The organism is Luteimonas sp. RIT-PG2_3, assembly GCF_054902115.1.
Genome location: NZ_JBUBPF010000006.1, coordinates 28,227 through 46,062, shown reverse-complemented (window position 1 = coordinate 46,062; position 17,836 = coordinate 28,227). Strand labels below are relative to the sequence as shown.

The 17,836-nt window shown below is 68.5% G+C and carries 16 protein-coding genes and 1 pseudogene; 14 read left to right on the top strand and 3 right to left on the bottom strand.

Annotated elements, in window-relative coordinates; translation table 11 throughout:
• Positions 1-81: 81 nt before the first annotated feature.
• The 14 genes and pseudogenes from gspE to pncB all read left to right on the top strand — a co-directional run bounded on the left by gspE (position 82) and on the right by pncB (position 14,201).
• Positions 82-1,827: a type II secretion system ATPase GspE gene (gspE, locus tag ACYX7E_RS11345; protein ID WP_462080689.1), complete on the top strand. Its 1,746-nt coding sequence runs from the start codon at positions 82-84 to the stop codon at positions 1,825-1,827.
• Between the two features lie 148 nt (positions 1,828-1,975).
• On the top strand, positions 1,976-3,190 hold the full coding sequence (xpsF, locus tag ACYX7E_RS11340) for a type II secretion system protein XpsF (RefSeq protein WP_462080688.1): 1,215 nt from the start codon (positions 1,976-1,978) through the stop codon (positions 3,188-3,190).
• A gap of 158 nt (positions 3,191-3,348) precedes the next feature.
• Entirely contained in the window at positions 3,349-3,720 is a 372-nt protein-coding gene (locus ACYX7E_RS11335; RefSeq protein ID WP_462080849.1) for a type II secretion system protein GspG, read from the top strand.
• Between the two features lie 25 nt (positions 3,721-3,745).
• Positions 3,746-4,264 (top strand): type II secretion system protein XpsH, encoded by a 519-nt coding sequence (gene xpsH, locus ACYX7E_RS11330; RefSeq protein WP_462080687.1) that lies wholly within the window; start codon positions 3,746-3,748, stop codon positions 4,262-4,264.
• A complete protein-coding gene (xpsI, locus tag ACYX7E_RS11325; RefSeq protein WP_462080686.1) occupies positions 4,261-4,725 on the top strand; it encodes a type II secretion system protein XpsI in 465 nt (154 codons plus the stop codon). The genes xpsH and xpsI overlap by 4 nt, the downstream gene beginning before the upstream one ends.
• Positions 4,726-4,781: 56 nt before the next feature.
• Complete coding sequence (locus ACYX7E_RS11320; protein WP_462080848.1) at positions 4,782-5,411, top strand: prepilin-type N-terminal cleavage/methylation domain-containing protein; 630 nt, start codon at positions 4,782-4,784, stop codon at positions 5,409-5,411.
• The gene (locus ACYX7E_RS11315) at positions 5,411-6,307 is read left to right on the top strand and encodes a type II secretion system minor pseudopilin (RefSeq protein WP_462080685.1); all 897 of its coding nucleotides are present in this window, start codon (positions 5,411-5,413) and stop codon (positions 6,305-6,307) included. Before ACYX7E_RS11320 ends, ACYX7E_RS11315 begins: the two co-directional genes overlap by 1 nt.
• Positions 6,304-7,503: a PilN domain-containing protein gene (locus tag ACYX7E_RS11310; RefSeq protein WP_462080684.1), complete on the top strand. Its 1,200-nt coding sequence runs from the start codon at positions 6,304-6,306 to the stop codon at positions 7,501-7,503. Before ACYX7E_RS11315 ends, ACYX7E_RS11310 begins: the two co-directional genes overlap by 4 nt.
• Complete coding sequence (gene gspM, locus ACYX7E_RS11305) at positions 7,484-8,149, top strand: type II secretion system protein GspM (RefSeq protein ID WP_462080683.1); 666 nt, start codon at positions 7,484-7,486, stop codon at positions 8,147-8,149. The genes ACYX7E_RS11310 and gspM overlap by 20 nt, the downstream gene beginning before the upstream one ends.
• Entirely contained in the window at positions 8,139-8,948 is an 810-nt protein-coding gene (locus ACYX7E_RS11300) for a type II secretion system protein XpsN (protein WP_462080682.1), read from the top strand. The genes gspM and ACYX7E_RS11300 overlap by 11 nt, the downstream gene beginning before the upstream one ends.
• 11 nt (positions 8,949-8,959) lie before the next feature.
• Positions 8,960-11,158 carry a type II secretion system secretin GspD gene (gene gspD / locus ACYX7E_RS11295; RefSeq protein WP_462080681.1) on the top strand — a complete coding sequence of 733 codons (2,199 nt, stop codon included), beginning with the start codon at positions 8,960-8,962 and terminating at the stop codon, positions 11,156-11,158.
• Positions 11,159-11,187: 29 nt separating this feature from the next.
• Positions 11,188-12,015, top strand: a pseudogene (locus ACYX7E_RS11290) (glycosyltransferase family 2 protein); the annotation flags it as partial.
• Positions 12,016-12,148: 133 nt separating this feature from the next.
• A complete protein-coding gene (locus ACYX7E_RS11285) occupies positions 12,149-13,006 on the top strand; it encodes a glycosyltransferase family 2 protein (protein ID WP_462080680.1) in 858 nt (285 codons plus the stop codon).
• 13 nt (positions 13,007-13,019) lie between these two features.
• Complete coding sequence (gene pncB / locus ACYX7E_RS11280) at positions 13,020-14,201, top strand: nicotinate phosphoribosyltransferase (protein WP_462080679.1); 1,182 nt, start codon at positions 13,020-13,022, stop codon at positions 14,199-14,201.
• Between the two features lie 148 nt (positions 14,202-14,349).
• Here pncB and pyrF read toward each other — a convergent pair whose 3' ends face one another.
• Genes pyrF through ettA form a run of 3 tightly spaced genes read right to left on the bottom strand, consistent with a single transcriptional unit; the run spans position 14,350 to position 17,594 of the window.
• Positions 14,350-15,174, bottom strand: a complete 825-nt coding sequence (gene pyrF, locus ACYX7E_RS11275) for an orotidine-5'-phosphate decarboxylase (protein ID WP_462080678.1) — start codon at positions 15,172-15,174, stop codon at positions 14,350-14,352.
• 18 nt (positions 15,175-15,192) lie between these two features.
• Complete coding sequence (gene map, locus ACYX7E_RS11270) at positions 15,193-15,930, bottom strand: type I methionyl aminopeptidase (protein WP_462080677.1); 738 nt, start codon at positions 15,928-15,930, stop codon at positions 15,193-15,195.
• Entirely contained in the window at positions 15,930-17,594 is a 1,665-nt protein-coding gene (ettA, locus tag ACYX7E_RS11265; protein ID WP_462080676.1) for an energy-dependent translational throttle protein EttA, read from the bottom strand. Before ettA ends, map begins: the two co-directional genes overlap by 1 nt.
• Between the last annotated feature and the right edge of the window lie 242 nt (positions 17,595-17,836).

Below are 17,836 nucleotides of genomic sequence, written 5' to 3'. Positions count from 1 at the left end.
GGCGGCGGGCTGCCGGAGGGACCCTCCCTGTGCGCTCCGTGCAAGCTGCTAAAGTCGTCCTTCCTCCAGGGAATCCAGGCTGTGAACGCCAGCGCCGACACCCTCGCCAATGCGACCACGCCCGCGCCCGGCACGCCTGAAGATCGCGTTGTGGCCGCGCTGGTGGCCAAGGGCCAGCTGAAGGACGTCGACCTCGCGCGTGCGCGCCGGTTGCAGGACGATACCGGCGGCAGCCTGCTGGGCCTGTTGTCGCGGTTGGGCCTGGTCTCCGAACGCGACCATGCCGAGGCCTGCGCGCAGACGCTGGGCCTGCCGCTGGTGTCGGTCAAGGACCTGCCGACGGCGCCACCGGAATCGCAGCCCGATGCGCAGGCGCTGAGCGTGCGCTTCCTCAAGCAGTTCCATGTCTGCGTGCTCGGCGAGCAGGGCGGCCTGATCCAGTTGTGGATGGCCGATCCCTACGATGCCTATGCGCTCGACGCGGTCCGGCTCGCGACCGGTCGTGGCGTGCAGCCGCTGGTCGGCGTGCGCTCGGAGATCGGCGACGTCATCGAGCGCTGGCACGGGCAGGGACGCAGCGCGATGGGCGCGATCATCGAGACCGCCGATGGTGACACCAGCGGCGATCTCGACGATGTCGAACACCTGCGCGACCTCGCCTCCGAAGCGCCGGTGATCCGGTTGGTGAACCTGGTGATCCAGCGCGCGGTCGAGCTGCGCGCGTCCGACATCCATATCGAACCCTTCGAGAATCGACTGAAGGTGCGCTATCGCATCGATGGCGTGCTCGAGGATGGCGAGAGCCCGCCGTCGAACCTGACGGCCGCCGTGATCAGCCGCGTCAAGATCATGGCCAAGCTCAACATCGCCGAGCGCCGCCTGCCGCAAGACGGACGCATCATGCTGCGCGTGCAGGGCAAGGAGCTCGACCTGCGCGTCAGTACCGTGCCTACCGCGCATGGTGAAAGCGTGGTGATGCGCCTGCTCGATCGCGAGACCGTGGTCTTCGATTTCAAGCGGCTGGGCTTCACCGACCAGTTCCTGCCCCAGTTCCAGCGCGTGCTCGAGCAGCCGCACGGCATCCTGCTGGTGACCGGCCCCACTGGCTCGGGCAAGACCACGACGCTCTACACCGCGCTCAGCAAGCTCAACACCAGCAACGTCAAGATCATTACCGTCGAGGATCCGGTCGAGTACCAGATCGAGGGCATCAACCAGATCCAGGCCAAGCCGCAGATCGGGCTGGACTTCGCCAACGCGCTGCGCAGCATCGTCCGCCAGGACCCGGACATCATCATGATCGGCGAAATGCGCGACCTGGAAACCGCGCGCATCGCGATCCAGTCGGCGCTGACCGGCCACCTGGTGCTGAGCACGCTGCATACCAACAATGCCGCGGGCGGCATCACCCGTATGCTCGACATGGGCGTCGAGGATTACCTGCTGACCTCAACCGTCAACGGCATCCTCGCCCAGCGCCTGGTGCGCAAGCTCGAGCCCACGCATGCCGAGCGCTATCCGGCGTCGCCGGAGGAAATCGAGAAGTTCGGCCTGCGCCGCTTCCAGCCCGAGGGCGAGATCTCGCTGTTCCGGCCACGGCCGTCGGCCATCGCGCCGACCGGCTACCTGGGACGCACGACCATCGTCGAGTTCCTGGTCATGAGCGATACCCTGCGCCGGGCGGTGATGCGCCATGCCGGCATGGGCGAGCTCGAACAGCTCGCGCGCGAAGGCGGCATGCGCACGATGTACGAGGACGGCATCGCCAAGGCCTTGCAGGGCGTCACCACGATCGAGGAAGTGCTGCGTGTGACGGAGGATGCGTGACGCGGCCCATCGCTGAACCGGCGACGGGCGAGGGGCGTGCGTCCGGTCTGTCCGTACGCTGCCGATGGACGCGTTCCGCCTGCCGCGCGGCAGGTCCCGATGCCACGACCGGTTCCAGGCATCTGCACGACGGGACGTTGCTGCGCTGATGCCGCTGTTCCGCTACAAGGCACTCAATACCCGCGGCGAATCGCTGGAAGGCCAGATGGAGGCCGCCAGCGAGGCCGAAGTCGTGTCGCGCCTGCAGGAGCAGGGGCACCTGCCGGTCGAGGCGCGGCCTGCAGGCGATGCCGGCGGTGAATCGACCTGGCGGCAACTGTTCAAGCCCAAGCCTTTTTCCGGCCAGCGGCTGGTGCAGTTCACCCAGCAGCTGGCGACCTTGCTCGGGGCTGGCCAGCCCCTCGATCGCGCACTGACGATCCTGCTCGAACTGCCCGAGGATGCCGCGGCCAAGCGCACGGTCACCGAGATCCGCGACGCGGTGCGCAGCGGCATTTCCTTGTCGACGGCGCTCGAACGCCAGCACGGCACGTTCTCGCGGCTCTACATCAACATGGTGCGGGCCGGTGAGGCCGGCGGCAGTCTCGAAGAGACCCTGCAGCGGCTCGGCGAATACCTCGAACGCAGCCGGCTGCTGCGCGGACGCGTGGTCAATGCGCTGATCTACCCCGCGATCCTGCTGCTGGTGGTCGGCGGCGCGCTGATGTTCCTGATGGGCTACGTCGTCCCGGAGTTCGCGTCGATGTACGACAGCTTCGACGCCGAGCTGTCCTGGTTCACCCGGCTGGTGCTGGGCGTGGGCCTGTTCGTGCGCGACTGGTGGATCGTGATCCTGGCCGTGCCGGTGCTGGCGCTGTGGTGGCTGGAGCGGCGGCTGCGCCAGCCGGGGTTCCGCGCCCGTTTCGATGCCTGGATCCTGCAGCGCAAGCTGGTCGGGCCGCTGGTCGCGCGCCTGGAGACCGCGCGGCTCGCGCGCACGCTGGGCACCCTGCTGCGCAACGGCGTGCCGTTGATGACCGCGCTGGGCATCGGCAGGACCGTCATCGGCAACCGCGCGCTGTCGGCCGACGTCGAAGCCGCGGCCGACGACGTCAAGAACGGCGTCGGGCTGTCGACGGCGCTGGGCAAGGGCAAGCGCTTTCCCCGGCTGGCCTTGCAGATGGTGCAGGTGGGCGAGGAGTCAGGTGCGCTCGATACAATGCTGCTCAAGACCGCGGACACCTTCGAGCAGGAAACCGGGCAGGCGCTGGACCGCATGCTGGCCGCGCTGGTGCCGGTGATCACCGTCGTGCTGGCGGCCATCGTCGGCGTGGTGATCCTCGCGGTGCTGATCCCGATCTATGGTTTGACCAACTCCCTGTAGGTGATCCGATGGCCATCCTTCGTGCTTCCTCGTCGCGCCCGGTGCGCACGCCTTCCCGCCCGACCGTGGCCCGTCCGACCGTGGCCATCCCGCATCGCGCGGTCCGCCAGCGCCTGGTCTCGGGTTCGCGGCGTGCGCTGCAGTCGGGTTTCAGCCTGATGGAAATCATCATCGTCACCATCCTGATCGGCGGCATCGTGACGTTCGCGGCGCGCCAGATCCTCGGCGGCAGCGACAAGGCCAAGTACAACCTCGCCTCGGCGCAGATCGAGACGCTGGCGCAGAAGGTGCACCAGTACGAAATGGACACCGGCACGCTGCCGGCGACGCTCGACGACCTGGTGCGCCAGCCGGGCAGCATCAGCGGCTGGCTGGGGCCGTACGCGAAGGCCGACGACATCGTCGACCCCTGGAAGACGCCGATCGAGTACCGCGCACCCGGCGAGAGCCAGCGCTTCGACCTGATCAGCCTGGGCGCGGACCGCAAGGCCGGCGGCAGCAGCGTCGATGGCGATATCCGCTACGAGTAACGGAGCGATCCGTTCCGCAGCCCGCATGCATCGCGTCGGCTGCCTGGATGACGTGCAAGGCCTGGAGGTTTCAGGCCGCGCGCGCGTGCGCGGCTGCGCCCAGCGTGGATTCTCGCTGCTCGAGATCATGCTGGTGATGGCCCTGATCGCCATCATCGGCGTGCTTGCCGGCACCGCGATGACCGGCGGCATCGAGCGCATGCAGCTGCGGTCGTCGGCCAAGGAGATCGCCTCCGCGTTGCGGCATGCGCGCGCGCGCGCGATCGCGACCGGTCAACCGCAGGGCTTCGCGATCGATCCCGTCGCCGGGGCCTGGACGACCACCACCGACGACAAGGGTGGCGTCCCGTCGCGGATCGACGTGGTGTTCACCGGTGCCCGGGAAGTGCAGCCCGCGTCCGGCACCGGCGCGATCATGTTCTTCAGCGATGGCGCCTCGACCGGCGGGCGCGTGCAGCTGCGCTACCGCGATGCCGCCTGGAACATCGAGGTGGGCTGGTTGATCGGCGATGTCAGCGTGCGCAACGCGGACCCGCGGACATGACGCGCGTGCGTCGCGTCGCGCCATCGCCTGCATCACCGCCAGGCGTACGCCAGCGCGGCTACACGCTGATCGAGGTCATCGTCGCGTTCGCGGTGCTGGCGTTGGCGTTGACGCTGCTGCTGGGTACCCTGTCGGGCGGTGTGCGCCAGGTGCGGCAGTCCGCCGATGGCGGGCGCGCGGCCCTGCATGCGCAGTCGTTGCTGGCCGATATCGGCGTCTCCGAAGTGTTGCAGCCCGGGCATCGCGAAGGCGAGCTCGATGGCGGCGTCTACCGCTGGCAATTGGACGTCCAGCCGTTCGTCGACAACCAGCGCCCGCCGGAGATCGTGGAGGGGGGCGGTGCGCCGCGCCTGCTGGAACTGCAGCTGACGCTGCAATGGGGCGAGGGCGGGCCTGCGCAACGGCTGCAGGTGCGCACGCTGCGCTTGGTCCAGCCCGACGCCGGGGGCATGTCGCTGTGAATCGCATGGCGACGCGCTTGCGTTCTTCCCCCATGTCGTTGGTGCGATCTCCGTCGTTGTCGCGCGCGCAGCGTGGCTTCACGTTGATCGAAGTGCTGCTGGCGACCGCAGTGCTGGCGGCCGGCCTCGCGCTTGCGTTCGCGACGCTGCGTGCCGCGACCGTCAGCGCGCAGCGCGCGGAAGACATCGCACAACGCAGTGAGCGCATGCGCGCGGTCGAGGGCTTCCTGCGTCGCCGGTTGTCGTCGGCGCTGCCGATCACCTTCGCCAAGGATCCCGAGACCGGTCGCAGCCTGCGTTTCGTCGGCGAGCCCGATCGCATCCGTTTCGTCGCCGACCTGCCGAACTATCTCGGTCGTGGTGGCCCAAGCCTGCACGACATCGGCGTGCAGGCCGTCGACGGGCAGTCGCGGCTGGTGGTCTCGTTCTCGACCGTGCTCGCGGGCATGGTGGTCGCGGAAGCCGCGCCGCGTCCGCCGGAGCCGCTGGTGCGCGACCTGCTGGAATTGCGCATCCGTTATCGCGGCCTGGACCCGCAGAACGCGATCGGCGAATGGAGCGATCGCTGGGAAGCCGTCGATACCTTGCCGCTGCAGGTGTCGATCGAGATCATCAGTGCGTCGGGTGGCCGCTGGCCACCGATGCTGGTGAACCTGCCGCAGCGCGGGCCGGCGACGGTCCTGTGATGCGCGCGCGCGGACAGCGTCGTGGTGGGCACACGGGGTCTGCGCGGCAGCGCTGCCGTGGCGCCGCGCTGATGCTGGTGCTGTGGCTGATCGCGTTGCTGGCGGCGCTGATTGGTGCGTTCGCGGTGTCGGCACGCATCGAATACATGCAGGCGCGCGTGTTGAGCCAGGGCGTGGTCGCCGAGCAGGCGGCCCGCGCCGGCCTGGAATATGCGATGACGCGCGTGTCCGACGATGATCCGGCCGTGCGCTGGCTGGCCGATGGTCGCCCTTATTCATGGCGCTATGCCGACGCCGATGTCAGCGTGAAGATCTTCGACGAATCCGGGAAGATCGACCTCAATGGCGCCGACATCCCGCTGCTGACCGCCTTGCTGCGTGCCGCCGGCGCCGAGCAGGCGCAGGCTGATGCGTTGGCGGCCGCGATCGCCGACTGGCGCGACAGCGATGACGCCGGACAGATCCAGGGCGGCGCCGAGGATCCGCAGTATGCGGCGGCTGGCCTGCCGTACGGCGCCAAGGATGCGCCTTTCGAGTCGGTGGCCGAGCTGGAGCTGGTGCTGGGCATGACCCCGGAACTGTACGAGCGCCTGCGACCGGACCTGACCGTGCATACCGGGCTTGCGATTCCCGACCTGCGTTTTGCCACCGCGGGCGTGCTGACCGCGATGGGCGTCGATGCCGCGCAGGTCCTGTCGACACGTGAACGTCCTCCGCAGCCGGACGAGTTCGCCCAGTTGGGGGCCGGCAGCGGCACGTATAGTATTGAGTGCCTGGCGCGCCTGCCCGATGGTCGGGAAGGTCGTTTGCGGGCGGTGGTCCGCAATGGCGCCAGTGGAGTGCCAGGATCGGCATTCACGGTACTCAGATGGGAGGAAGGCGCGTCGCCGCGATGAACGCCTCGGTCGAACAATCACCCGCAGAGTCCGGCGCCGCATCGCAGGCGGCGTCGCGCCGGCTGCGCCTGATCGAACGCTCGCTGCGTCCCCGCATGGGCGAGTTCTGGCGCTGGTGGACTGGCGCGCTGGCCAGTTGGCTGCCTGATGCCACCCGCGATGCCTTCGGCCTGCTGCCGCAGCGCCTGTTGCTGCAGTCCGGCAACGAGGCCCTGCAACTGGCGCTGGTGCGCGGCCAGGTGCGCACGGGACTCGGCCAGGTCCGCATCGAAGATCCGGCCATCGCCAAGGACCTGCTGGCGGCGCAGTTGCCGCCACGGCTTGCCGACGTGCCGCGCTGGCTGGTGCTGCCCACGCAGGCAGGATTGCGCCGCCGGCTGACGCTGCCGCAGGCGGCGGTCGAACGCCTGCGCGATGTGCTCGCATTCGAGATCGACCGGCAGACACCCTTCTCCGCAGCCGACGTCGCGCACGATGCGCGCGTGCTGGCGCGACGCAGCGATGGCCAGGTCGATGTCGAACTGGTGGTGGTGCCGAAGACGACGCTGGAAGCGGCGCTGGCCGGGATCGGTCCGCTGGCCGCGACGCTGGCGGGCATCGATGTCGCAGGCGATGACGGCCTGCCCCTGGGCATCAACCTGTTGCCGGTGGCGCGCCAGCGACGCCGCGACGATCCGGCGCGGCGCAAACATCTGGTGCTGCTGCTGGTCGCCGTGCTCGCGCTGGCCGCGGGCATGTGGCAGATGCTCGCCAATCGCAACGCGGCGGCGGATCTGTTCGAACGACAGGTCGCGGCCGAGGTCGACAAGGCACGGGTGGTCGCCGGCGAGGAGCGCAAGGTCATCGACCTCGTCGAAGGCACCACCTTCCTGCAGTCGGTACGGGCGGCGCGTCCGACCGTGGTCGAGGTCATGGACGAGATCACCCGGCGCCTGCCCGATTCGACCTACCTGGAAAAATTCTCGATCGAAGGCGATCGCATCCTGATGATCGGACTCAGTTCGGAAGCCTCGTCGCTGGTGAGCCGCCTGGAAGGCTCGCCGTTGTGGCGTTCGCCGGCATTGGCCGGCGCGCTGCAGCCCGATCCGATGACGCGGATGGACCGCTTCACGCTGGTGGCCGAACTGGCCGTCGCGCAACCGCCTGCCGCGCAGGCCGCTCCCCAGGAGGCCGCCAATGCAGTCCGCCGGCCGTGACCTGCGGCGCGACCGCTGGCTGGCGCTGGCGATCCTTGCCGGCGTGCTGGCGCTGGCCTACCTGGTGCTGGTGCATCCGTGGTGGACCGCGCCGATGCTGGAGGTGAACGCGCGCATCGATGGCCTGCAGCAACGCGATCTGCGCGCACGCATGCAACTGCAGCAGGCCCCCGAGGTCGCCAAGCGTCTTGAAGCCGCGCGTGCGGCCACCGCCGACGTGCCCGGCTTCATGATCGAATCGAACGTGCAGCTGGCGACCGCCGCGCTGGTGCAGCGGCTGGAGACCGCGGTGCTGGAGGCCAGCCCCGGCAATCGCAGTTGTGCGATCACCAACCGCTCGCCGTTGACCGATCCGCGGCCCGAGCGTTTTCCGCGCGCGGCGGTGCAAGTGCGCCTGAATTGCGGAAACCCTGAGCTCGCCGCGGTCCTGCATTCGCTGGAGAGCGGGCGTCCGCGCCTGTTCGTCGACAACCTCAACATCCTCGCGCAGCGCTATACCAGCATGAACGCCGGCAGCAGCGGTGGCGGGCTGGATGCGAGCTTCGACCTCTATGGTTACCTGCAGGCCGGGCCCGTGCCGGCGTCTGCTGCTGCGCCCAATGCCGCGCCTGCGCCCGCAGGGCCGGGAGCCGCCAATGCGCGTTGATGCGTCCGCCGCCAAGACCTGGCTGTACGCGGCCATCGCCGGTTGGGCGGTATTGGTCTGGGCGCTGTCGCTGTTCGGCATGGGCGGGCGCATCAACCGCCTGCAGGACGATCCCTCGCAGCGCCAGTCGCTGCCGGCCATGCCGGCCGCCGCGACCGAGCGCCTGGGGCCACTGCAGCAGTACGCCGAGATCGGCGCCCGCCCGATGTTCACCAACGACCGGCGCCCGCAGCCCTTCCTGATCAATGCCGACGCGGCGATGGAGCAGGGCGGTGGATTCGATTTCGTGTTGACCAGCGTGTTGAAGACGCCGGGCCTGGACATGGTGATCCTGACCCCCGCCGACGGCAGCCTGCCGGCGCGGGTCAAGGTCGGCGGTGCGCCGGATTCGGCTCCGGGCTGGGTGCTGGACTCGGTGTCGGCGCGCAGCGCGGTGTTCAACGGCCCCGACGGTCCGCGCACGCTCGAGTTGCGCAACTTCGACGGCACCGGAGGGCAGGCGCCCACCGCGATCAGCCGTCCGGCACCGATGGCGGGGATGCCGCCCGGCCAGGGCGGCCCGGCCCCGTCGGTCGCAACGCCGATGCCCGTACAGGCGATGCCGCCGCCGTCGGCCACCGATGGCGGACCGCCCGCCGCGGTCGTGCCGGCACCGGGACAGGACGCCGAGGCCGCGATGTCGGTCGATCCGGCGCGCAGCACCGAAGAGCAGGTCGAAGCCATCCGCAAGCGCATCGAAGCACGCCGGGCGAAGCTGCGCCAGGACGCTTCGGCCAATCCGCAGAACAAGACACCGTAGACTCCGTGCCCATGACCTATCGACAGTTCGCGCAATCCGCCGTGCCGGCCCTGCTGGCCATCCTGCTGGCAGGCTGCGCCTCGGCCCCCGTGCCGCAGCTGCATCGCGGCAGCCAGGCACCGGTCAGGACGGACGCCTCCTCGAATGCGGCGGGCGCCGATGGCGTGAAGACGGAAACGCTGGAGACCGACGAAGGCCCGCGCGTGCAGATCCGGCGCGGCACCGGCAACATGATCAATCGCGAGGCCGCCGCCGCGCCGCCGTCGAACATCGGCGGCACCAGTGGCGAGGCGACGTTCAATTTCGAAGGCGAGTCGGTGCATGCCGTGGTCAAGGCGATCCTCGGCGACATGCTGGGGCAGAACTATGTCATCGCACCGGAAGTACAGGGCACCGTCACCTACGTGACCTCGCGTCCGGTGACTCCGGCGCAGGCACTGAGCGTGCTGGAGATGGTGCTGGGCTGGAACAACGCACGGCTGATCTACTCCGACGGCCGCTACAGCGTGGTGCCGGCCGAAACCGCGCTGGCGACCGGCACCATCGCGCCGCGCACGGGGTCTGCCAGCAATGCGCGCGGGTTCGAGTCGCGCGTGGTGCCGCTGCAGTACATCGCCGCCGCCGAAATGGAAAAGCTGCTGAAACCGTACGCGCGGCCGGGCGCGATCGTCAGCGTCGATGGCGGCCGCAATGTCATCACGGTTTCGGGAACGCGCGCCGAGCTGGAAAACTACCTGCGCACGATCCAGATCTTCGACGTCGACTGGCTGTCGGGCATGTCGGTCGGCGTGTTCCCGCTGGAATCGGGCAAGGCCACCAAGGTCGTCGCGGACCTGGAAAAGGTGTTCGGCGAGCGCAGCAATTCACCGGTCGCCGGCATGTTCCGCTTCATGCCGCTGGAAGGGGCGAACGCCGTGCTGGTCATCACCTCGCAGCCGGCCTATCTCGACGACATCCAGGACTGGCTGGAGCGTATCGACAGGGCCGGCCAGGACGCGCGCCTGTATTCGTACGAGCTCAAGTACATCAAGGCCAAGGAGCTCGCGCAGCGCCTGGCCGAAGTCTTCGGTAGCGCCAGCCGCAGCGGCGGCGGCAATGACGGCAGCAATACGCTGATGCCGGGGCTGACCTCGAACACATTGGGCGGCGACGGCAGCCGTTCGGACGGTGCGAGCTCCGACACCGGCATGAGCGGCACCGGCAATACCGGTGGTCTCGGCAGCGGCTCGCTGTCGCTGAACCCGGTGCAGGGCGGATCCGGTGCGGTCAGCCTTGAAGTCGGCGGCGACCGTGTCGGCGTCTCCGCGGTCGACGAGACCAATACCCTGCTGGTGCGCACGACCTCGTCGGCGTGGAAGTCGATCCGCGAGGTCGTCGAGCGGCTGGACGTGATGCCGCTGCAGGTGCATATCGAAGCGCAGGTCGCGCAGGTGCAGCTCAACGGCGACCTGGAATACGGCGTCAACTGGTTCCTCGAGCGCGCGATGAACGACAACGGCCTGGGGCCGTTCCCGTCGCCTGGCGATGGTGGTCCGAGCCGCTGGAGTTCGCTGGCCGGCAGCATCGGTGGCGTGTCCGGCCCGGGCCTGGCCTGGACCCTGGTCAAGAACGATGCCGCCGCGATCATCAGCGCGCTCGACCGTGTGACCGACGTGCGCCTGCTGCAGACGCCGTCGGTGTTCGTGCGCAACAACGCCGAGGCCACGTTCAACGTCGGCGACCGCATCCCGGTGTCGTCGACCAGCGTTAATCCCATCCTCGGCAGCGATACCAGCCTGACCCAGGTGCAATACCTGGAAACCGGCACGATCCTGAAGGTGCGGCCGCGCGTGACCCGCGACGGCGTGGTGTTCCTGGACATCGTTCAGGAGATCAGCTCGCCGACCGGCACCGCCGACAGCAACGGCAACTTCCGCATCAGCACGCGCAAGCTCAAGACCGAGGCCGCGACCCAGGATGGCGACACCATCATGCTCGCGGGCTTGATCGACGACAGCGTCGAGCGTGGCTCGTCCGGCATTCCGGGCCTCTCCCGGATCCCGATTCTCGGCAGCCTGTTCGGCTCGCAGTTGTCCAAGACCGGACGTCGCGAAACCATCGTGCTGATCACCGCGACGATCGTCCGCAATGCCGACGAGGCCAGCAACCTGACCAACGAATATGGCCGTCGTTTCCGTGCCCTCGAGCCGTTGCAACAGAAGCCCCATTGACTTGACCGCGTTGATCGCAGGGGCGACCGATGTCTGAGCTGCCCGTGGTGCTGCTTCCGGTCGGGGTCGACGACGACGCCCTCGACGCCTGCCTGGCCGCGCTCGACGGCAGCCTGCCCGCGCGTGCACGGGTCTGGCTGGCCGACGACGCGCAGGCCGGGCCGCGCGCGCTGGCGATCATCGAGCGCTGGCTGGCGCGGACCGAAGTGCAGGCCGATTACACACGCCGGCAGCGCAGGATTGGCGAAGTGGCGCATCTCGACGAAATGTTGACCGCCTGCGGCGATGCCGACGTCATCGTGCTGGCGCCCGATGCGATTCCCGCGCCGGGCTGGGCCATGCAGCTGTCGGCGTGCTTCTCGCGCGATGCGGCGATCGCCACCGCGACCACGTGGTGCAATGCCGGTGAAGCAGTGGCCTGGCCGAGGATCGGCGAAGTCAACGACATGCCTGCCGACCTGGATGCCCTGGGGCGCGCCTGTGCGCTGATGCCGCCGCGCCATCCGGAACTGCCGTCGGCGGTGGCCCATGCGGTGATGCTGCGCGGCAATGCCCGGCGCAAGGCGGGCGGGCTGGATGCGTCGAGCTATGCGTCCTGGTACGCCGCGCTGATCGACCTCTCGCTGCGGATGGCGGGGCTGGGCTGGCGCAACGTGCTGTGCGAGACCGCGTTCGTCGCGCGCTGTGGCGAAGGCGGGCCGTTCGATGGAGACATGGATGCGCTGGCGGTGCGCTGGCCGACCTGGCATGCCCGGCTGGCGACGTTCCTGATGCAGGATCCGCTGCAGAACCCACGCACGCTGCTGACGTCGATGCTGGCCGATATCGATGCGCCGCATCGCCAGCGCGAATTGTTCCAGCAGGCCGACGCTGCGGCAGCAGACACCGACGCGGCAGGCGGGCATGACGCCAGGGCGCAGGATGCTGCGCAGGCGGACACGGACACCGATGGAGACAGCACGGATGGCATGCACGACACGACCGGCAGCGATGACAGGCCTGCCTGAGTCCACGACGGTGGGCGTCGCGGTGGTCGTGGTCAGCTACCAGAGCGTCTCCACGATCGACGACTGCCTGCAATGCCTGCGCGCCAGCGAGGCCGTGGTGCAGATCCGGGTGGTCGACAACGGGTCCGACGACGGCACGTTGGCGATCGTGCAGCGGCACGCGGTCGCCGATCCGCGCGTGCGCTTCATCGGCAATCCCGACAACCCCGGCTTCGCGGTCGCCTGCAACCAGGGCGCGCGCGACAGTAATGCCGACTGGCTCGCGTTCGTCAATCCCGATTGCATGCCCGCGCCGGATGCACTGGCGCGGTTGCGGGCGCATGCCCAGGCCGTTGGCGGCGAGATCCTGCTGGGGACCGACCTGGTCGACGAGCACGGGGTCCACGATCCGGCGGCGCGCCGGCGCGATCCGGACTTCGCGCGGATGCTGCGCTCGCCGCAGGCACGCGACCTGTCGATCCCCGTCGACACCGCGCAGGCCCTGCAGCCGGTGCAGGCGATCTCGGGCGCCGTGATGCTGATGCAACGGACGTTGTTCGAGCGCATCGGCGGCTTCGACGAGGGCTACCGCCTGCATGCCGAGGACCTGGACCTGTGCCGCCGCGCGCGCGGTGCCGGTGCGCGGATCGCGGTGGCCAACGACATCAGCGTGCTGCACCTGCGCGGCGTATCGAGCCGGTCGCGACCGTTGTTCGTCGAATGGCACAAGCACCGTGGCCTGTGGCGTTATTTCAGTCGCTTCGAGGCGCCGGGGCGGGGATGGATGACCATCGTCGGCGTCTGGCTGGCGATCTGGCTGCGTTTCCCGCTGGCGGTATTGCGCCAGTGCATGAAAACCTGAGGATTGTGATGCCATGCCGGTGATCGAGTCGCTGCTGGATACCGACCTGTACAAGTTCACGATGATGCAGGCCGTGCTGCACCAGCATCCGGCCGCGCATGCGCAGTACCGGTTCCGCTGCCGGTCTCCGGGCATCGACCTGGCGCGCCATATCGATGCGATCTCGGCCGAGATCGATCATCTGTGCACGCTGCGGATGACCCCCGGTGAGCTGGATTACATGCGCGGCCTGCGCTTCATCAAGCCCGATTTCGTCGAGTTCCTGTCGCTGTTCCAGTTCCAGCGCAAGCATGTGACGCTGCGCGCGTCGGCGCAGGTGCCCGGCGAGATCGAGCTGGAGCTGTCCGGTCCCTGGCTGCACACGATCCTGTTCGAAGTGCCGTTGCTGGCGATCGTCAACGAGGTCTATTTCCGCGAGACCCAGGGGCTGGCCGACAGCGCCGAGGGCCTGCGCCGGCTGCGCGAAAAGGCCGCGCTGCTGCGCGATGCGGTGGGGTTCGAGGATTGCATCATCACCGACTTCGGCACCCGGCGGCGCTACTCGCGGGCCTGGCACGACGAACTGATCCCGCATCTGCGCGACGAACTGGGCGACAAGTTCTTCGGCACCAGCAATGTGCATTTCGCACGCAAGTACGGCCTGGTGCCACAGGGCACGATGGCGCACGAATGGTTGCAGGCCTTCCAGGCACTCGGCCCGCGCCTGCGCGACTCCCAGGTCGCGGCCTTCGACAGCTGGGCGCAGGAGTATCGCGGCGACCTCGGCGTCGCACTGACCGACGTCATCGGGCTCGACGCCTTCCTGCGCGACTTCGACCTGTACTTCTGCAAGCTGTTCGACGGCATGCGCCACGACTCCGGTGATCCGGTGGAGTGGGGCGAGAAGCTGATCGCGCACCTGACCGCCCATCGTGTCGATCCACGCAGCAAGAACTTCGTCTTCAGCGATGGCCTCGACATCGGCAAGGTCATGCAGCTCTATGCGCACTTCAAGGGCCGCTGCCGGATGTCGTTCGGCGTCGGCACACACCTGACCAATGACCTCGGGCCCGAGCCTCTGCAGATCGTGCTGAAGATGGTCCGCTGCAACGGCCAGCCGGTCGCCAAGCTCAGCGATTCGCCGGGCAAGACCATGTGCGACGATCCCGGTTACCTGAGCTATCTGCGCCAGGTCTTCGAGGTCGAAGCGCCCTGAGGATTGCGTCGCGCGTGTTGTGGCGCGACCGACTCGCAATCTTGGTCGTGAGCGCGGTCAGCAGGTGGCGCGTGTCAGCGCGCAGAACGCACAGTGCAGGGACATGGGGATTCCGAGCAGCGCACGCGCGCCACAGGGCACGCAGGTCCTAGCGCCAGCGGTTGATGCTGTCGCGCAGGTCGCGTGCGGCCGCGGCGGCCGCTTCGGCGTAGTCGTCGCCCTGCGAGGCATAGAGGATCGCGCGCGACGAACTGACGACTAGGCCGGTGCCGTCCGCGGTCCGCGCCTGCGTCACCACCGCTTCGACATCGCCGCCCTGCGCACCGACACCGGGGACCAGGAACGGCATGTCGCCGACGATCGCGCGGACTTCGCGCAGTTGCCGGGGCCAGGTCGCGCCGACCACCAGCGCGCAGTTGCCGTGCGCGTTCCAGTCGCGCGCGATGGTCTCGGCGACGTGCTGGTACAGCGGGCGCGTGCCGGTCGCATGCGCGACCTCGAGGTCCTGCAGATCGCTGGCGCCGGGGTTCGAGGTCCGGCACAGGATCACCACGCCCTTGTCGGCATGGTCGAGGAAGGGCTGCACCGAATCGCGCCCCATGTACGGGTTGACCGTCACCGCGTCGGCGGCATAACGCTGGAAGGCTTCGCTGGCGTAATGCTGGGCGGTGCTGCCGATGTCGCCGCGCTTGCTGTCCAGGATCACCGGGAGGCCGGGATGACGGGCATGCAGGTGCGCGATCAGCCGGCGCAGCGCGTCCTCGGCGCCGAGTGCGGCGAAATGCGCGATCTGCGGCTTGAACGCGCAGGCGTAGTCGGCGGTGGCATCGGCGATGTCGCGGCAGAACGCGAACACCGCGTCGGGGCTCTCCCGGAACCTGGCCGGGAACTTCGCCGGCTCGGGATCCAGGCCGACGCATACCAGTGAATCCGCGCGTTGCCAGCGCTCGCGCAGGGCCTGAATGAACGTCATCGCAAAGGCTCCCAGGGCTCAGGTCAGGATGATCGGCGCGTCGCGGGTGACGACGATCGTGTGTTCGAACTGCGCGGCCATGCCCTTGCGGCAATATAGCGACCAGCCGTCGTCGCCTTCCTCGGCACGGTTGCAATGGGTCGCCAGGAACGGCTCGACTGTGATGACCATGCCCTCGTGCAGCGTCCGCAGGTCGCGCGCATCGAAGTGGCCGGGGATATGCTCGGGCGCTTCGTGCAGGGCGCGGCCGACGCCATGGCTGCCCAGGTTGCGGATGACCCGCAGGCTGCGCCGGGCGGCGACGCGTTCGATGGTGCGGCCGATCTGGTTCAATCGTCCGCCTGCGCGCAGGCCGGCGATGGCGCTGTCGCGGGCCTCGCGGGTCGCGTCGAGCAGGGCCTTCTGTGCCGGTGTCGGCGCGCCGATGACGAAGCTGGCGCCGGTGTCGGCGAAGTAGCCGTCGAGTTCGGCCGAGACATCGACATTGATCAGGTCGCCGCGGCGCAGCAACCGGCCATCGGGAATACCGTGCGCGACCACATTGTTGACGCTGATGCAGGTCGTGCCCGGGAAGCCGTAGGTCAGCGCCGGCGCGGGGCGTGCGCCGGCATCGCGCAGCAGTTCGGCGCCGATCGCATCGAGCTCGCGCAGGGTCATGCCATCGGCGGCACAGCCCTGCATCGTGCCCAGCACCCGGGCGACCAGTGCGCCTGCCCGGCGCAGGCCATCCAGGTCCTGGGCGTGCTCGATCGTCATTACTTCAGGGCCTTGAAGCGCAGGCGCTTGGGCGCGGCGTCCTCGCCCATGCGGCGACGCTTGTCTTCCTCGTACTCGCGGTAGTTGCCCTGGAAGAACTCGACGTGGCTGTCGCCTTCGAACGCCAGGATGTGGGTCGCGATGCGATCCAGGAACCAGCGGTCATGCGAGATCACGAAGGTGTTGCCGGGGAACTCCAGCAGCGCGTCTTCGAGTGCACGCAGGGTCTCGATGTCGAGGTCGTTCGACGGTTCGTCGAGCAGCAGCACGTTGCCGCCCTGCAACAGCGTCTTGGCCAGATGCAGGCGGCCGCGTTCACCGCCCGACAGCGAGCCGACCATCTTCTGCTGGTCCTGGCCCTTGAAGTTGAAGCGGCCGATGTAGGCGCGCGACTGGATCTCGGTTCCGTTGATGTTGAGGATGTCGGCGCCGCCGGACACTTCCTGGAACACGTTGTGGTTGCCTTCGAGCTTGTCGCGGCTCTGGTCGACGTAGGCGATGTTGACCGTCGGCCCCATCTCGATCTCGCCCGAGTCCGGCTTCTCGTGGCCGGTGATCATCTTGAACAGCGTCGACTTGCCGGCGCCGTTGGGACCGATGATGCCGACGATCGCGCCATTGGGCACGACGAAGCTGAGGTCGTCGATCAGCAGGCGGTCGCCGAACTTCTTGGAGACGTTCTTGAACTCCATGACGCGCGCACCCAGGCGCTCGCCCGGCGGGATGAAGATCTCGTTGGTTTCCTGGCGCTTCTGGTAATCGACCGCCTGCAGTTCTTCCATGCGCGCCAGTCGGGCCTTGCCCTTCGAGCGGCCGCCCTTGGCGTTCTGCCGCGACCATTCCAGTTCCTTCTGGATCGCCTTCTGGCGGGCCTTTTCCTGATTGTCTTCCTGCTTGAGGCGGGCGTCCTTCTGGATCAGCCACTCGGTGTAGTTGCCCTTCCACGGAATGCCGCGGCCGCGATCGAGCTCGAGGATCCACTCGGCGGCGTTGTCGAGGAAGTAGCGGTCATGGGTGACCGCGACGACGGTGCCGGTGTAGCGCGCGAGGAACTGCTCCAGCCACTCCACCGACTCGGCGTCCAGGTGGTTGGTGGGCTCGTCGAGCAGCAGCATGTCGGGCTTCTGCAGCAGCAGGCGGCACAGCGCGACGCGGCGCTTCTCGCCGCCCGACAGCTTGCCGATCACCGCGTCCCACGGCGGCAGGCGCAGCGCGTCGGCGGCGACGTCGAGCTGGTGTTCCAGCGTATGCGCGTCACCCGAGGCCAGGATCGCCTCCAAGCGCTGCTGCTCGGCGGCCAGCTTGTCGAAATCGGCGCCTTCCTCGGCATAGGCCTCATAGACCTTGTCGAGCGCGGCCTGCGCCTGCAGGACCTCGCCGACGCCTTCCTCGACGGCCTCGCGCACGGTTTTTTCGGGGTCGAGCTGCGGCTCCTGTGCGAGGTAGCCGACCTTGGTGCCGGGCTGCGCGCGGGCCTCGCCGACGTAATCGGTGTCCACGCCGGCCATGATCTTCAGGACCGTCGACTTGCCGGCGCCATTCAAGCCCAGCAGGCCGATCTTGGCGCCGGGGAAGAACGAGATCGAGATATCCTTGATGATCTGGCGCTTCGGCGGCACGACCTTGCTGACGCCGTTCATGGTGTAGATGTATTGCGAGGACATGGGGGCTCCGGTAAGCGCTGCCGTGCCCGTGCAAGGCTGCACGGGCGATCTGGGTGTCGGGATGAAGGCGATTATAGCCTGTCGCCTCGCCGGGCGCGGTGCCCGGGAGGGCGCGGAGGCCCGCAGGCTGAGTGCGGTCTTAACGCGTTTTGTACACGCCGTCCGCAGGGCGTTTTCGTTCAGCCGGGCAGAGGGATATTGCTCCCACGGAAGCTGGTTCCGCAGCCCGAACGCCGGAGGAT

Coding starts and splice junctions, on each gene's coding strand:
- xpsF (WP_462080688.1), top strand. CDS start 1,976: ATGCCGCTGTTCCGCTACAAGGCACTCAATACCCGCGGCGAATCGCTG.
- ACYX7E_RS11335 (WP_462080849.1), top strand. CDS start 3,349: ATGGAAATCATCATCGTCACCATCCTGATCGGCGGCATCGTGACGTTC.
- xpsH (WP_462080687.1), top strand. CDS start 3,746: ATGCATCGCGTCGGCTGCCTGGATGACGTGCAAGGCCTGGAGGTTTCA.
- xpsI (WP_462080686.1), top strand. CDS start 4,261: ATGACGCGCGTGCGTCGCGTCGCGCCATCGCCTGCATCACCGCCAGGC.
- ACYX7E_RS11315 (WP_462080685.1), top strand. CDS start 5,411: ATGCGCGCGCGCGGACAGCGTCGTGGTGGGCACACGGGGTCTGCGCGG.
- ACYX7E_RS11310 (WP_462080684.1), top strand. CDS start 6,304: ATGAACGCCTCGGTCGAACAATCACCCGCAGAGTCCGGCGCCGCATCG.
- gspM (WP_462080683.1), top strand. CDS start 7,484: ATGCAGTCCGCCGGCCGTGACCTGCGGCGCGACCGCTGGCTGGCGCTG.
- ACYX7E_RS11300 (WP_462080682.1), top strand. CDS start 8,139: ATGCGCGTTGATGCGTCCGCCGCCAAGACCTGGCTGTACGCGGCCATC.
- gspD (WP_462080681.1), top strand. CDS start 8,960: ATGACCTATCGACAGTTCGCGCAATCCGCCGTGCCGGCCCTGCTGGCC.
- ACYX7E_RS11285 (WP_462080680.1), top strand. CDS start 12,149: ATGACAGGCCTGCCTGAGTCCACGACGGTGGGCGTCGCGGTGGTCGTG.
- pncB (WP_462080679.1), top strand. CDS start 13,020: ATGCCGGTGATCGAGTCGCTGCTGGATACCGACCTGTACAAGTTCACG.
- pyrF (WP_462080678.1), bottom strand. CDS start 15,174: ATGACGTTCATTCAGGCCCTGCGCGAGCGCTGGCAACGCGCGGATTCA.
- map (WP_462080677.1), bottom strand. CDS start 15,930: ATGACGATCGAGCACGCCCAGGACCTGGATGGCCTGCGCCGGGCAGGC.
- ettA (WP_462080676.1), bottom strand. CDS start 17,594: ATGTCCTCGCAATACATCTACACCATGAACGGCGTCAGCAAGGTCGTG.